The following is a 14124-nucleotide window of genomic DNA, read 5'->3' as shown; positions in this document are numbered from 1 at the left end:
CGGGGGCCACGATCAGCCCAAACGCTTCAATGCCGCTGTCAGCCGCTCCGCTTCCGCCGCCTTGTCGGCATGGTCGGCGCGCGCCTTTTCGACAGCTTCGAGCTTGGCACGTTCGACGAAGCTCGGGTTGCCTAGGCGCCCCGCGAGCGAGTCTCGCTCCTTCTCCGCCGCCGCAATCGCCTTGGCGAGGCGCGCCCGCTCGGCTTCGAGGTCAATCACGTCGCCGAGCTGAAGCGCATAGGTCGCTTCATCGACAATGATCTGGGCCTGTCCGCCCGGCGTGGCACTCGGCTCGATGCGGGCGAGGCGCGCAATGGCTGCGGCATGGGCAGCCAGTCGCCGCTCCGTTTCGCCGCTCGCATCCGCGACGGAGAAAGGCACGCGGGCACCGGGCGGGACGTTCAGCTCCGTGCGGGCCGTGCGGACCTCGCTCACCAGACGGATCAGCCAGTCAATCTCCTTCGCCGCCTCCGGATCAATCGCGCGAGCATCCGCGATCGGCCATTTGGCGACGATCAGGTCGTACGGCCGCTCGCCCAGCGCATGCCACAGCTCTTCGGTGATGAAGGGCATGAACGGGTGGAGCATGACGAGGATCTGGTCGAGCACCCAGCCGGCGACCTGCCTCGTCTCGTCCACGCTCCCCGGCGCAGGCCGGGGTCCAGCTTCGGCGCTGCCTGGGCCCCGGCCTCCGCCGGGGAGCGGCTCGCCAAGGGCAAGCACCGGCTTGATCAGCTCCAGATACCAATCGCAGAACTGGCTCCAGACAAACTGATAGATGGTGTTCGCCGCCTCGTCGTAGCGCAGGTCGGCGAGCGCGAGGTCGAGCTTTTGCACGGTCCGGATCGTCTCGCCGACGATCCAGCGGTTGACCGGCAGCGTGGCGGCAGGCGGCTCCAGCGAGTAAGACGCGCCGATGCCGTTCGACTGGGCGAAGCGGGTCGCGTTCCACAACTTGGTCGCGAAATTGCGATAGCCCTCGACGCGGCGCTCATCGAGCTTCACGTCGCGGCCCTGGCTTTCCATCGCGGCCAGCGTGAAGCGCAACGCGTCCGCGCCGTACTTGTCGATCAGGCCAAGCGGATCGACCGTATTGCCCTTGGACTTGGACATTTTTGAGCCGTCGGCAGCACGGACAAGTCCGTGTAGATACAGGGTCTTGAACGGCACTTCCTTCATGAAGTGCAAACCCTGCATGATCATCCGCGCATCCCAGAAGAACAGGATGTCGAAGCCGGAGATCAGAACGTCATTGGGGTAGTGGCGGGTGAGTGCCCCCGTTGCTTCCGGCCAACCCAATGTCCCGAATGGCCACAGCGCGGAGCTGAACCAGGTGTCGAGCACGTCCTCGTCCCGGCGGAGCGGGACGTTGCCGGCCTCTCGCTGTGCCTCCTCCTCGGTCTCAGCGACGAAAACCCGGCCATCCTCGGCATACCAGGCCGGGATGCGGTGCCCCCACCAGAGCTGGCGCGAGACGCACCAGGGCTGGATATTCTCCATCCAGTTGTAATAGGTCTTGGTCCAGCTTTCCGGCACGACCTTGATCGTGCCCGAACGCACCGCCTCGATCGCCGGACCTGCCAGCGTCTTCGCGTCGACATACCATTGGTCGGTCAGCCACGGCTCGATCACCACGCCGGAGCGGTCGCCGAACGGCGTTTGAATGGTGCGATCCTCGACCTTCTCCAGCAGCCCTTCCGCTTCGATCAGCGCCACCACCTGCTTGCGCGCGTCGAGACGATCGAGCCCGAGCAGCGCCTCAGGCACCAACCCATCCTGCGTCTGCACGACCCGCGCTTGGGCGTCGAGCATGTTGAGCATCTCGCCGGCTTTGAACCCGGCTCGAACACCGACCTCGAAGTCGTTGAAATCATGCCCGGGCGTGATCTTGACGGCGCCGGAGCCGAGTTCCGGATCGGCATGTTCGTCGGCGACGATCGGCACTAGCCGGCCGGTAATCGGCAGCCGCACCTGGGCGCCGATCAGGTGCTTGTAGCGCTCGTCGTCCGGGTTCACCGCCACGGCCATGTCGGCGAGCATGGTCTCTGGCCGGGTGGTCGCAACCGAGATGCGGCCGGAGCCGTCCGCCAACGGATAGCGGAAGTGCCAGAACTGGCCCTGCACTTCCTTGGTCTCCACCTCCAGGTCCGATATAGCCGTGCCGAGCTTCGGGTCCCAATTGACCAGGCGCTTGTCGCGGTAGAGCAGGCCCTGGCGGTAGAGCTCGACGAAAACCTTCAGCACGGCGCGGCTGAAGCCCTCGTCCATGGTGAAGCGCTCGTTCGCCCAGTCGCAGGAGGCGCCGAGGCGGCGGAGCTGACGGGTGATCTGGCCGCCCGACTGCGCCTTCCACTCCCAGACATGCTCGACGAACGCCTCCCGCGGCATGTCGGTGCGCTTGACGCCCTGGCTGTTGAGGTTGCGCTCCACGACCATCTGCGTGGCGATGCCGGCATGGTCGGTGCCGACGACCCAAAGAGCATCCCTGCCCTTTAGCCGCGCATGGCGGATGAGGATGTCCTGTAGCGTGTTGTCGAGCGCGTGGCCGATGTGCAGCGAGCCGGTGACATTGGGCGGCGGGATGACGATGGTAAAGGGCTCGGCGTCCGGCCGTTCGGGGCGGAACAGGCTGTTCTGCTCCCAATAGGGATACCAGCGCGCCTCGATCGCGCTCGGGTCGAAGGTCTTCGGCAACTCGCTCATGCGCGGGGCCTTAGACGAGGGATGCGCGCGACGCCAAGTTCCCCCAAGATCGTCATCCCGAACTTGTTTCGGGATAAGGGTGGTGTTGCGGGAGGTTCGGCGGATAGCGCCGGTGCACGAGTGACGAATGCCTTATCCCGAATCAAGTTCGGGATGACGGGAGTGCTAAAGCGTGCGGCCGCTGATGCGGGCGACCTCGCGGTCGACCGTCGCTTGCACGATGCCCGGCAGGTTCGCGTCGAGCCACTCCTTCAGCATCGGCCGCAGCATCTCGCGGACCAGGCCTTCGAGCGTGTTGTCGGCGGCGGGGTCTTCGGGTTTCACGATCAGGTGAGAAAGCGACGCCAGCGCCTGGCGGGTCGCGTCTGCTGCCTGGGGCGAGATCAGGGTTTCGGCCGGAGACGCGGGCGACGGTGCGGCAGGCGTGACGAACGGCCGCGCAGGCGGCGCAACGGGCGCGGTGGCGATCGCGGGGGCTTCCTCTGCGCTGATCGGCTCTGGCGTGGTCTCGACCGGCTGCATCGTCTCCGGCTCGGCAAAGCTTTGCGTCAGCTCCAGCACCTCCGGCTCTTCCTCGGGCTCCGCGCGCACGGCACGGGAGGACGGCGCCTCCCCTTCTTCGGCGATGATGCGTTTGATGGAAGATAGAATCTCCTCCATCGACGGCTCTTTGGACACGCTCAAACCCCGTTCGGCTATTTCGGGCCGACGATGTTCTCCGGATTGAGCGCGGGCGTGTCAACGGTGCGCGTCGCGACCGGACGCGGCGTCGGATCGCTGTCCCAATCGACGAAGATGCTCTTCACGCGCCGGTAATTGCGCGTCGGATCGTAGAGCGCGACGCCGTCGAGATTGAGGTCGCGCGCTTCGGCCTGGCCCATTGCGGCAAGCAGGGTGAAGGCCGCGACATAGGCGTTGCGTCGGGCGGTTACGAGCTGGACCTGGGCATTGAGCAGTTCCTGCTCCGCGTTCAGGATCTCGATGATCGTGCGATTGCCGACGCTGTTCTCGGCGCGGACGCCTTCGAGCGACAGCCGGTTGGCGGATACGGCGGCCTCGGCCGAGCGGATGACATCCTGGCTCGCGCGCCAGCTGGCAAAGGCTGCGCGCACCTGCTGCACAACCGACCTTTCGACTTCGATCTCACGCTCGAACGCTTGGCTTTGTCTTGCCTGAGCCTGACGCACCTGCGCCGAAGGCCCGCCGCCCTGGTAGAGCGGGAACGATGCCTGCAAGCCCAGCGAGGCCGATGTCTGCTGGTTCGGCAGGTTCAGCCCGGGAATGGAGGACTGAACCGAGCCGAGAAAGTTGTTGCTCGCGCCCTGCGCATATCCAGACAGCCGGGGCAGACGCGACGCGTCGGCCGCAAACACGTCGAAACGGGCTGCCTGACGATTGCGGGCAGCGGCCTGGAGATCGGGATTCTCGCGCACGGCCACAGCGATCGCCTGCTCCGGCGTTCCCGGCAGGTTCGGCAAGGGCGGAGGCGGCGCCAGATCATTGGGGATGTCGCCGACCAGCGCCACATAGCGCTCCCGGCTTGCGATCAGGTTCGACTCCGCCGTGCGCAGATCGCCGCGCGCGAGCTGCAGCCTCGCTTCGGACTGGGCAACGTCGGTGCGGGTCAGATCGCCGACCTCGAACCGGTCGCGCGTTGCAGTCAGATTGACGTCCAGCTGACGCACATTGGCGCGGTTCAGCTCCACGATCGCTTGGTCGCGGATGACGTCGTTATATGCGGCGACGACCTGGCTGAAGACGCTGCTCTCCGTCGCGCGCAGCGTCTCTTGCCCGGCGAGCACGCGCTGGTTGGCGGCACGCACATTGTTTTTCACCAAGCCGCCCTGATAGATGGGGACGTTCAGCTGAAGCTGGTTCTGAAGAGTGCGTCCGACAGTCGTGACCTGTCCCGGCGGGATGAGCACGTTTTCCGCGAAGGTGCTGTTCGCCTGAAGGCTGGGCAATCCCTGCGCGCGCTGAATGACGACCGTCTCGTCGGTCGCGCGCTGTTGGGCACGGGCGCCGGTGAGGGTCGGGTTGGCGTTATAGGCCTTGGCGAGCGCGCCTTGTAGCGTCTCCGCTGCCGACGGCCCGGCAAGCGCCAGCGCGGCCACGGAGGTGATCAGGACGGAAACAGTCAGGCGCATGCTCTTGGGTTCACTCTCTGGTTAAAAGACGAAGCTTTTGGGCCGTTCAAAGCCGGGCAGCCGCACCGCCTCGCAATCGGCGAAGAGATCCATGCCAAAGCCGTTGCCGGACTTGCGGCCGATGCCGAGACGGGTGGCGCCCTTCTCGTGAATGGCTGCGGCAAGGCGGCCGCCTTCCTTCAGCTGCGCGAGAAGCGCGTCCGGCAGCTGCTCGACGGCGCCGTCAATGAAGATCAGGTCATAAGGCGCACCCGCTGCCCAGCCTTGGCTGAGCGGACCCTGCACCCATTCGACATTGGCGATGTGGACTGCTTCAGCGGCGAGAGCGGCGTTTTCTTCAAGCGCCACCACCTCGCCGGCAAGTTCCGCCAGCAGGGCAGCCGTATAGCCGGTGGCAGCGCCGACAAGCAGCACCCGGTCCAGCCGAGTCACGGCCGCGTGGGTGAGCAACAGGCCGGTCGCTTCCGGCATGTTGAGCTCACGGCCGCCCCCGACCGGCACCGGGCGATCCATATAAGCGAGCGTGCGCCACTCCTCAGGCACGAAGCGTTCCCGCGGGACGGCAGCCATCACGGCGATCACGCGAGGATCGTTCACCCCGGTCGTGCGCAGCTGGCTTTCGACCATCGCGCGGCGCATCGCTTCGAAATTCTGCTCGGTCATCGGGCTGCCTCTTCGCATAACTGTCTTAGTTGCGCAATACACTTGCACACCAGCTGCGTCTTATCGGCAGGAGAAAGGGACGCCAAGCGCGACATGCCCCTTCTTCAGCAAAGCCCGTGCCAGCGCTCTGCCCCTCTGCGAAGCGCAGGCCGGAGCAGCGGCAAGCGTCCGAAAACGAACAGGGTCTGTTCGCGGGCGGACAGGCTAGCCTGATAGGAGGAAAGAATCTGAGTGGGCGAGCGAGATCAGTTCAAGCCCGGCTCCAGCAGCACATTCGAGCGAAAACGACATGGGCGCGGACACGGTGACCAGCATTGGGCAGCCTGGACGCCGTGCAGGATCGACAGCAGTGATCCCTCGCGTGCCGCATGGCGTTCGACGCGCGTCCAGGTCGGCCCCGTTCACCTCGTCAGCCGCTCCGCATGCCAGCGCAGATGATCGGCCATGAAGCTGGAGATAAAGTAATAGCTATGGTCGTAGCCAGGCTGCATCCGAAGGGTGAGCGGAATGCCGGCCCTATCGCACACGGCCTTCAGCAGCTCGGGGCGAAGCTGCTCGGCCAGAAATTTGTCCGGCTCCCCCTGGTCCACGAGCAGATCGGCTACACGCCCGCCGTGGCCACGCCATCACCCCCGCGGGCTCATGTCTGGCGCGACGAAGATCAGCCCCAACTCCGCACAGGCGGCGCGATGCTCGTCCGTTTCGGTGACGTTCGCGTACGTGCAGGTCAGGCCCCGAAAGATACCAGATCACGGGCAGCCTTGCGCCTTCCGCATGGTCGGGCACGAACACGGGAAACACCATATCCGTGCCCGTGACTTCGCTCGGGTGGGCCCGCCCTGCCTTCGCTCCGCCACACGCTGGCCGGCGCTCGATCCCGGCAGACTGGCGGTGCTGCAGGAGATCTGCGCGCCTACGGCGCGGCTCTGGCTGCCAGCGCGCTGGGAAGGCAGCCCACTTGCGGAGACGCGGGCCTTCGGTACTGACGACGGGAGCGCCAAGACGTTTGGAGGCGACCTGCGCGCATTCCACGCCGCCGAGGCGTCGCGGGGAGAGGTCCTGGAGCGGACGCCCGACGCGCTGGCGATTGAGGATCCCGAGCCATATCGCGCATGGGCAACCGCGCACGGCAGGACCCTGCTCGGCCTGGACGTCGTGCAGCGGGAGCGCCTCGCGCGCTGGCTTGATCGCTTCGCGGGCGCCGCCGGGCGCGAGCCTGGTTCGACGGCGGCTCCGGTCGAGCTGGCGGAACTCGAGCGCGCGATGCTGGCCCTTCCGGCGGACGACGCCCCGACTGACGCCCTCGAGGTCGCACGTCTAATGGAGGACGCTGAACTCGAGCAGTGGCTCGCGACCTCGGACCGCCTCGCCCGGCGCCCGGGCCTGCTCGAAGGGCTTTCGCCGGGACGGTGGATGGCCGCGTGGCGGCGCCGTGGCCTCATGAATCGCGAGGGCCTCTGTGACGGATCGGCGCTGGGCGCCGCGCTTCACCGCGAGATTGGGTTGCGGCCGCTGCGCTCGCGACTGGTTAGGGTGACGACCGAGGTAGGGGAGCCTTGCAGCCTGAGCCAGGGTCGTTAGTGCCGGTGCAGGGGTGCTCGGGACGACTTTGAAGCTGATTGATGGCGACGTGGGGGGCGCGATTGCGTCCGGCATAGGGTCGTTTACCGGCGGCGGCGCCGCGGTTGGAGTGAAAGTTGGTTTAGGCGTCCTCGGCGCCACGCAAGGGTTCTCTAAGGTGTCTCAGTTGGGATTAAAAATACTTTCGTCTAAGGCGGCTGAGGCTAGTGCTTGTGAGGTCTTGAAATGACCGATGCAGCTAGCCTAATATTTGTAACTGTGGCGGCGCCATTTGCGTCGAAAACTCTATTCTGGGTCAACGCAACAATATTTCTATTCACGATGGAAAGAAGATTAACTAAAGAGTTTTGGAGAGTTTCGGCAGTAGAGTTAGTTCTTGGTGCGATTATTGGTTGCTCGTTCGGAATTGCTGTTGCATACCAAGAAGTTCGCACATTCTTCGCTGTCGTGTTTGGTGTATCTGCAATAGCTTACCTTTGGTACATGGTAAGGAGAGCGTGGATGCTTTCTGCCCCTCAAGGCAGCTAGGCGCAACAAGTTCACAGTAACGTTAGTTGAACCGTTTCGAAGTGCTGATTTTAGTAACAGGAGCGTCAAGCTCTCCCGACGCTGCGCCATGGCTGCGCCAGCTGGAGATGGTTTCGATCGTCACCGACGCTCCTCGCCAACGCTCGTGGCCTTGTTGTCGCTAAGGCTGGCATTGCCAAGACGGAAACCGGCCTCTAAGGCCGCACGCGACCGCGGACGCAGCTGCGGAAAGCGTGTCGGGCCACTCGGACCGGCGCGATTTTTCCGGCAAAGTCCAGTCACTTGGCCCGATGGCGGAGTGGTGACGCAGAGGACTGCAAATCCTTGCACCCGGGTTCGATTCCCGGTCGGGCCTCCACTTTCCTGATATGTGCTGTCGGCCGTCAGACGGGCCGGTCGAGGCTCGGCGGCGGTTCGGAGAACCAGCGCGGGCCCGCCGGCGTCATGTGAAAGCAATCCTCCAGCCGTACACCGAACTTGCCCGGCAGGTAGATGCCGGGTTCGTTCGAGAAGCACATGCCGGGCGCCAGCGGGGTCGTCTCGCCATGGACCAGGTTGACGGGCTCATGTCCGTCCATACCGATGCCGTGGCCGGTGCGGTGCGACAGACCGGGCAGCTTGTAGCGGGGGCCGAAGCCCTGGCGCTCGTAGAAGGCACGCACGGCATCGTCGACCGCGCCGGCGGGCATGCCGATCCGGGCGGTGCGCATGGCGACATTCTGGCCTTCGCGCATCAGCTCCCACACTCTGCGGACCTCGTCGGGTGCGCGGCCGGGCACGAAGGTGCGGCTGATATCCGACTGATAGCCTTCGACGGTGCAGCCGCAGTCCATCAGCACGACTTCGCCTTCGCGCACCCGCTGCGGCTTGCCGGTGCCATGGGGATAGGCCGCCGCTTCTCCGAGCAGAACGAGCGCGAACTCCGGCCTGCCGCCGAGTTTCGTCGTGGCCGCGTTCATCAGCGCGCCGATCTCCGCCGGCGTCATGCCCTCGCGGATGCGCGGCACCGTCCAGCGATAGGCAGCGACCGTCACGTCCGCCGCCTTCTGCATCAGCGCGATCTCGGCCGGCGTCTTGATCATGCGTGACCCGCGCACGACCGGGTTGGCGGAGACAATGCGGGCGCCCGGAACGGCCCGTGCGAGGCCGTCGCTTGCGAAGAAGCGCACCGTCTCCTCGATGCCGATGGTGCCTCGGTCGAGCCGCCGCTCCTTTAGGCAGGCAGCGATCAGCGCGACTGGGCTCTCATCTTCCTGCCAGACGCGGATCTCGGCTGGAATGCCGAGCGACTCCTCGACTGACGGCTTCTCAAAATAGGGCGTGACGATCAGCGGTTCGCCGGTGACCGGCAGCACCGCCGCGGTCAGCCGCTCGCTGCGGCTCCAGCGCACGCCGGTGAAATAGACGAGCGAGGAGCCGGGCTCGATCAGCACTGCGCCAATGCCGTGCCGCCGCATCAGCTCCTGCGCCCTCGCGACCCTTCGTGCCCGCTCCTCCCGCCCGATCGGTACCACGTCGCGGGTGATTGGCTGCAGGTCGGACGTGTCGATCTCGGCAGCCAAAGCGGGGTTCGGGAACAAGGCCGAAAGACCGACCAGGCCGGCTGACATGAGGAGCTCACGACGGTTCATGTCCGAACCGTAGCTGCCAGCGAGTCCAGGTGTCGAGACTCGAGAAGCGGTTCTAGAGTTTCTCTAGAGGCTCAGCCTCAGCGAGGCGCGCACCTGGCGTGGTTCGACAAGATGAAGATGATAATCCTCCACGCCCTCTGCCGGTTCTCCCGGCAATCGTGAAGCGTAGAAATAGGTGATGTCGGCCTCTTTCGCGTTTAATAGGTTCAACACGTCGAGCCCAATCTTCGCAGGCCCGCGCCGCCAATAAGCGCCGAGATTGAAGAGCGTCGTTGGTCGCGAGCGGGCGCTGCCATCCTCGATCAGCGGCGCCGCGGCAAAGTGGCGGATGCGGAGCGCCGTCGACATGCCACTCCCCAAGGTGGCTTCGGCGCCGCCGGACATCACACGGGATACGGAGTTGGGGATGCGTCTCTGCCCCGCTGGAAGATTGCGGAAACGTGCGCGGGTGATCCCTCCGGCAGCATCCAGGGCAAGCCAGGATAGCGGCCGCCAGAACAAGGTCGCTTCTGCTCCGATACGCCGCGTGGCATCATGCGGATCGGTCGCGCCGCCATCGCCGACAAAGACCAGCTCGGATCCCAAAGAAAGATGGTAGCCGACCAGAAACGCCGTAAAGTTCGGCCGCTCGATCCGCGCGCCAAGCTCCGAGCCGCGTGCCTTAACCAAGACCTGGACGCGATCCACGGTTTCGCCGGTCAGAGGGTCAACGCGAATCGACGCACCGCGTACGTCGTTCGAATGGAAGCTTTCCCCAAAATTTGCGTACAACTCGACGCCGTCGCCGGCTCTCCAGGCCAGCGCCGCTTTCGGACTGAGGATCGCGTCAGTGCCCCTGCCGGAGTTGAGGGGATTGCTGCGGCGTCGACTGTATAGCCATATAGGTCGCCACGGGCCCCGAGCGTCAGCCGCAGGCGATCAGTGAGCGCAGCGCTTCCCTCCAGTAAAAGCGCGCCGCTATATTCATCGACGCCGTCCTCGCGGACCACGCCGGTCCTGCGTCCGGCGACGGAGGGGTAGAGCCCGATCGTATCGATGTGATCCCATCGCGCATCGGCGCCGAAGCTCAGGCTGATCGGCCGGTCTGCGACAGCGACCGGCACAGTGTGCCGGAGTGACCCGCCGAAAACGGTGCGCCGATCCCGCGGCTGAAACTGGTCGCCATTTGCCGGGTCGCCAAGAAAATAAGTGAAGTTGGAGGTGAGCCGGAAAAGATAGCGGACCGCGAACAGGCGCAGCTCTGTGCCGCCGATCTTCGCCTGACCGGTCAGGCCGAAGCGCGTGGTGCGACCGCCCAGATCGGGGTCGACATTGCCGAACCGGTCGATCAGCCCAGCGTCAATGGCGCGTTGAGGCACCTGATCGGTGGCGCTCCAGCGGGCATGGTAGCCGGTCAGGCCTATGCTCCAGTTTGCACCGGACAGCTTGGCAAAACCGTTCAGCTTCCGGAGATTCTCGTCCAGTTGCCACGGTCCGTTTGAATGCGTGCCTTCCAGCGCCAGCAGCAGGTCGCCGTCACCGACTTCGCTGCTCCCGGCGACCAGGCCCCGATAATGGCCGAAGCTGCCGATCGTTGCCTCGGCAATGGGTGCTGCAAGGCGGCTGGAGGTGGCGATGCTGAGTCGCAATCATCGCCGGAACATTCTCGACCAGCTCGCCCACACGACTTAGCGGCTTATCCTCGAAGTCTCGATAGCCGACCACGCCTTGCGACCCGCTGATCGCGATCCCGATTTGCGGCAGCGCCCGGCCATAGACGATGATGTCGCCTTCACGCTCGGCTTCGGGGGCCAGCTGCGCCGAAACCGGCACCGCGGTAATAAGCAAAGCTGCGGCAAGCGGAACGCACGACCAACCCTGCAACGCCCCCCTTTGATGCCCTTCTCGTCGTAACGGGAAGCACCAATCGATGACAACGATAAGTCGCCCGCCCACGCCCCGCTTGACGGTTCAGCCGATATCGCCTTGTTGCGGCGGGGAAGAGGAAGCTGAACGTGGCCAAACGCCTGACCTATTACATCCTTGCCGGACTAGTGCTCGGCATCTTCGTGGGCTGGGCGCTGAACGCCTCGATCGGCGATCCGGAGCGGCTGAAGACGATCGCCGGCTATTTCTCGATCCTGACGACGATCTTTCTGCACCTGATCAAGATGATCATCGCGCCGCTGGTGTTTTCGACCCTGGTGGTAGGCATCGCGCATATGGGCGACACGGCGGCGCTGGGCCGGGTCGGCGCCAAGGCGGTCGGCTGGTTCGTGACCGCGAGCCTGATCTCCCTGAGCCTCGGCCTGCTGCTCGTCACCGTGTTCCAGCCGGGAGTGGGCCTGAACCTGCCGCTGCCGCCTGCGGACGCGAGCGCTGGCGTGGACCGCTCCGCCTTCGATTTCGCCAAGTTCGTGGCGCACATCTTCCCCGAGTCGATGATCGGCGCGATGGCGTCGAACGACATATTGCAGATCGTCGTCTTTTCGTTGTTCGTGGGCGTCGCCATCACCGCGGTCGGCGAGCCGGCCAAGCCGCTCGTTCGCGCGACGGAATCGCTGGTCAAGGTGATGCTGCAGATCACCGACTATGTGATGCGGTTCGCGCCCGTCGCCGTGTTCGCGGCGGTCACCGCCACGATTGCGCAGCGCGGCCTGTCGATCCTTGGCACCTATGGCTATTTCATGGGCACCTTCTATCTCGGGCTCATCGCGCTCTGGCTGCTGCTGATCGGCGCCTGTTTCCTGTTCATCGGCGGCCGGACGGGGCTCCTGGTGCGCTATATCCGCGACCCGATCGTGCTCGCTTTCTCGACGGCGTCGTCCGAGGCGGCCTATCCCCGTACCCTGGAGGCGCTCGACCGGTTCGGCGTGCCGCCGCGCATCGCCAGCTTCGTCCTGCCGCTCGGCTATTCGTTCAATCTCGATGGCTCGATGATGTACATGACCTTCGCGACGATCTTCATCGCGCAGGCCTATGGCATCGACCTGACCCTCGGGCAGCAGGTGCTGATGCTGCTGACGCTGATGATCACGTCCAAGGGCGTGGCCGGCGTGCCGCGCGCCAGCCTGGTGGTGATCACGGCGACGCTCGCCCAGTTCAACATCCCCGAGGCCGGGCTGTTGCTGATCCTGGCTGTCGATCACTTCCTCGACATGGGCCGTTCGGCGACCAACGTCGTCGGCAATGCGGTGGCGAGCGCCGTCGTCGCCAAATGGGAGGGCGACCTCGACCCTGTCGAGCCCGCCGATATCGAGCCGCCGCATGCGCCTTCGGAGCATGGGCCGGCGGTGGATGTCGATAACTTCCGCGAGAACCGGTCGGACGAGGTCAGCCTGGGCAAGCCTCAGGCATAGGCATAGGGTCCGCCCCGCTCCAGCGCTCGGTCATAGGCGGGGCGCGCGTGAATGCGGTCGAGCCAGGCTGTCAGGTTAGGGCGAGAGGCGCCGAGCCCGGCGCGCTGGCGGGCAGCTTCGAGCGGGAAGCTCAGCATGATGTCGGCGGCGGTGAGTTCGTCGCCGACGAACCAGTCGCGGCCGGACAGCTCGCGCTCCAGATAATCGAGATGCACGTCGATCATAGGCTGGATGCGCGTCTGCGCGCGCTTGCCGAAAATGGGCACGCGGCTCAGCACCAGCTTCACCAGCAGCGGCGGCATCAGCGAACCCTCGGCATAATGGAGGAAGAAGCGATAACGCAGGATGGCGTCACGGTGCGGCGGCGGGCCGAGCCGGCCGTCAGCCTTCTCGACCAGATATTCGATGATGGCGCCGGTCTCCGCGACGACCGTGTCGCCGTCCTGGATCACCGGGGACTTGCCGAGCGGGTGCACTTGGCGGAGCTCGGGCGGGGCAAGCATCGTCTTCTTGTTCCGCTCGTAGCGCTTCACTTCATAGGGCAGGTCCAGTTCCTCCAGCATCCAGAGGATGCGCTGCGAGCGGCTGTTTTCGAGATGATGAACGATAATGGTCATGCGGTGGCGCTCCAGATCCAGATGGCGGCGGGAAAGCTGACCCGGTCGCCATCGCGGTGCTGACGGACCAGATCGGCCAGGCCCTGTTCGAGCCGGCTGCGGCCGGATTCGTCCAAGTCCCTGAGGGCGCGGGCGACGGGGCCGATGCGGCGGAAATAGTCGATGGCGTCGGTGACCGGGTCAGCGCCGCTGCCGGCGACATAATCGACATCGAGCGCCTGTGCCTCTGCGTCACGCCAGCCGGCGCGGTTCAGGATGCGCGCGACATGGTCCCGATCGGCGAAGGCGAACGGCCCGGGAGCGTGCGGGTCGCCTGATGCTTTGGGCATCAGATGGGCCAGGCCCGAGGCCCAGACGTTCAGCGCCGGGGAGCGGAAGCAGGAGAAGACGATGCCTCCTCCCGAACGCACAAGGCTGCGCAGGTGCGAGAAGGCGCCGACCGGATCGGCGAAGAACATGACGCCGTGCCGGGAGACAAGCAGATCGACGCCCGTCTGCCCTGCCCAGGTCGAGGCATCCCCTTGCTCGAAGCACACTGGGCCGTCCGGCGGAACGCGGGAGCGGGCAACGGCGATCAGAGCCTGCGACAGGTCCACGCCGACGATGTTGGCGGCCGGCAGGCGCGCAGCGAGCGAGAGACTGGTCGTCCCTGCGCCGCAGCCCACGTCGACGATGCGAGGCGCCTCCAGCGTCGAGACACGTGCGACAGCCGCATCCACCAACGCGGCATCGACGGGCACGAAACTGCGATCGGTGCGGCGCCACTCTTCGGCCCAGACGTCACCGACACGGCCGGACCATTCACTACTGTCCATCGCCGGACGTTAGCGCAGCGTTACGACCGGGAGAAGAGAGCGACGAAGCGATAGGCACTCAGAACAGGAATGTTCTCACAAAGGATACGAAGGGCACAAAG

Annotated in this window: 11 protein-coding genes, 1 tRNA gene and 1 pseudogene; 3 read left to right on the top strand and 10 right to left on the bottom strand. The window is 65.3% G+C overall.

Annotation, left to right across the window (positions count from 1 at the left end):
- Nucleotides 1-12 precede the first annotated feature (12 nt).
- The 5 genes and pseudogenes from VGT77_RS03400 to VGT77_RS03380 all read right to left on the bottom strand — a co-directional run bounded on the left by VGT77_RS03400 (nt 13) and on the right by VGT77_RS03380 (nt 6389).
- Entirely contained in the window at nt 13-2703 is a 2691-nt protein-coding gene (locus VGT77_RS03400) for a valine--tRNA ligase (RefSeq protein ID WP_327459560.1), read from the bottom strand.
- A 165-nt stretch (nt 2704-2868) separates the two neighbouring features.
- Complete coding sequence (locus VGT77_RS03395) at nt 2869-3363, bottom strand: DUF2497 domain-containing protein (protein ID WP_327459558.1); 495 nt, start codon at nt 3361-3363, stop codon at nt 2869-2871.
- A gap of 35 nt (nt 3364-3398) precedes the next feature.
- On the bottom strand, nt 3399-4850 hold the full coding sequence (locus VGT77_RS03390; RefSeq protein WP_327459556.1) for a TolC family outer membrane protein: 1452 nt from the start codon (nt 4848-4850) through the stop codon (nt 3399-3401).
- A gap of 21 nt (nt 4851-4871) precedes the next feature.
- Nucleotides 4872-5513, bottom strand: a complete 642-nt coding sequence (locus VGT77_RS03385; protein ID WP_327459554.1) for a protein-L-isoaspartate O-methyltransferase — start codon at nt 5511-5513, stop codon at nt 4872-4874.
- A gap of 401 nt (nt 5514-5914) precedes the next feature.
- A pseudogene (locus tag VGT77_RS03380) lies at nt 5915-6389 on the bottom strand (alpha/beta hydrolase-fold protein).
- On the opposite strand from VGT77_RS03380, the gene VGT77_RS03375 reads away from it, so the two are divergent.
- Together VGT77_RS03375 and VGT77_RS03370 are read left to right on the top strand one after the other, a co-directional pair.
- Entirely contained in the window at nt 6288-7094 is an 807-nt protein-coding gene (locus VGT77_RS03375; protein WP_327459619.1) for a hypothetical protein, read from the top strand. The pseudogene VGT77_RS03380 and the gene VGT77_RS03375 sit on opposite strands and share 102 nt — an antisense overlap.
- A gap of 812 nt (nt 7095-7906) precedes the next feature.
- Nucleotides 7907-7980 (top strand) — tRNA-Cys (locus tag VGT77_RS03370).
- 25 nt (nt 7981-8005) lie between these two features.
- Here the strand turns inward: VGT77_RS03370 and VGT77_RS03365 are convergent.
- The 3 genes from VGT77_RS03365 to VGT77_RS03355 all read right to left on the bottom strand — a co-directional run bounded on the left by VGT77_RS03365 (nt 8006) and on the right by VGT77_RS03355 (nt 10881).
- Nucleotides 8006-9253, bottom strand: a complete 1248-nt coding sequence (locus tag VGT77_RS03365) for a Xaa-Pro peptidase family protein (RefSeq protein ID WP_327459553.1) — start codon at nt 9251-9253, stop codon at nt 8006-8008.
- 63 nt (nt 9254-9316) lie between these two features.
- The gene (locus VGT77_RS03360; RefSeq protein ID WP_327459613.1) at nt 9317-10054 is read right to left on the bottom strand and encodes a TonB-dependent receptor; all 738 of its coding nucleotides are present in this window, start codon (nt 10052-10054) and stop codon (nt 9317-9319) included.
- Nucleotides 9952-10881 carry a hypothetical protein gene (locus tag VGT77_RS03355; protein WP_327459551.1) on the bottom strand — a complete coding sequence of 310 codons (930 nt, stop codon included), beginning with the start codon at nt 10879-10881 and terminating at the stop codon, nt 9952-9954. The genes VGT77_RS03360 and VGT77_RS03355 overlap by 103 nt, the downstream gene beginning before the upstream one ends.
- A 366-nt stretch (nt 10882-11247) precedes the next feature.
- On the opposite strand from VGT77_RS03355, the gene VGT77_RS03350 reads away from it, so the two are divergent.
- Nucleotides 11248-12591, top strand: a complete 1344-nt coding sequence (locus VGT77_RS03350) for a dicarboxylate/amino acid:cation symporter (RefSeq protein ID WP_327459549.1) — start codon at nt 11248-11250, stop codon at nt 12589-12591.
- Here VGT77_RS03350 and VGT77_RS03345 read toward each other — a convergent pair.
- Both VGT77_RS03345 and VGT77_RS03340 read right to left on the bottom strand, forming a co-directional pair.
- Complete coding sequence (locus tag VGT77_RS03345; RefSeq protein ID WP_327459547.1) at nt 12582-13208, bottom strand: glutathione S-transferase; 627 nt, start codon at nt 13206-13208, stop codon at nt 12582-12584. The genes VGT77_RS03350 and VGT77_RS03345 overlap by 10 nt on opposite strands.
- A complete protein-coding gene (locus tag VGT77_RS03340; RefSeq protein ID WP_327459545.1) occupies nt 13205-14023 on the bottom strand; it encodes a class I SAM-dependent methyltransferase in 819 nt (272 codons plus the stop codon). Before VGT77_RS03340 ends, VGT77_RS03345 begins: the two co-directional genes overlap by 4 nt.
- Nucleotides 14024-14124: the final 101 nt, after the last annotated feature.

Source organism: Sphingomonas sp. (assembly GCF_035944535.1).
Taxonomy (GTDB): domain Bacteria; phylum Pseudomonadota; class Alphaproteobacteria; order Sphingomonadales; family Sphingomonadaceae; genus Sphingomonas_B.
This window is presented reverse-complemented; position numbering and strand designations above follow the sequence as displayed.

What these genes read in the sequence shown, in the direction of transcription:
- VGT77_RS03365 (WP_327459553.1), bottom strand. Translation starts at nt 9,253, where the DNA reads ATGAACCGTCGTGAGCTCCTCATGTCAGCCGGCCTGGTCGGTCTTTCG.
- VGT77_RS03390 (WP_327459556.1), bottom strand. Translation starts at nt 4,850, where the DNA reads ATGCGCCTGACTGTTTCCGTCCTGATCACCTCCGTGGCCGCGCTGGCG.
- VGT77_RS03385 (WP_327459554.1), bottom strand. Translation starts at nt 5,513, where the DNA reads ATGACCGAGCAGAATTTCGAAGCGATGCGCCGCGCGATGGTCGAAAGC.
- VGT77_RS03375 (WP_327459619.1), top strand. Translation starts at nt 6,288, where the DNA reads ATGGTCGGGCACGAACACGGGAAACACCATATCCGTGCCCGTGACTTC.
- VGT77_RS03340 (WP_327459545.1), bottom strand. Translation starts at nt 14,023, where the DNA reads ATGGACAGTAGTGAATGGTCCGGCCGTGTCGGTGACGTCTGGGCCGAA.
- VGT77_RS03345 (WP_327459547.1), bottom strand. Translation starts at nt 13,208, where the DNA reads ATGACCATTATCGTTCATCATCTCGAAAACAGCCGCTCGCAGCGCATC.
- VGT77_RS03400 (WP_327459560.1), bottom strand. Translation starts at nt 2,703, where the DNA reads ATGAGCGAGTTGCCGAAGACCTTCGACCCGAGCGCGATCGAGGCGCGC.
- VGT77_RS03395 (WP_327459558.1), bottom strand. Translation starts at nt 3,363, where the DNA reads ATGGAGGAGATTCTATCTTCCATCAAACGCATCATCGCCGAAGAAGGG.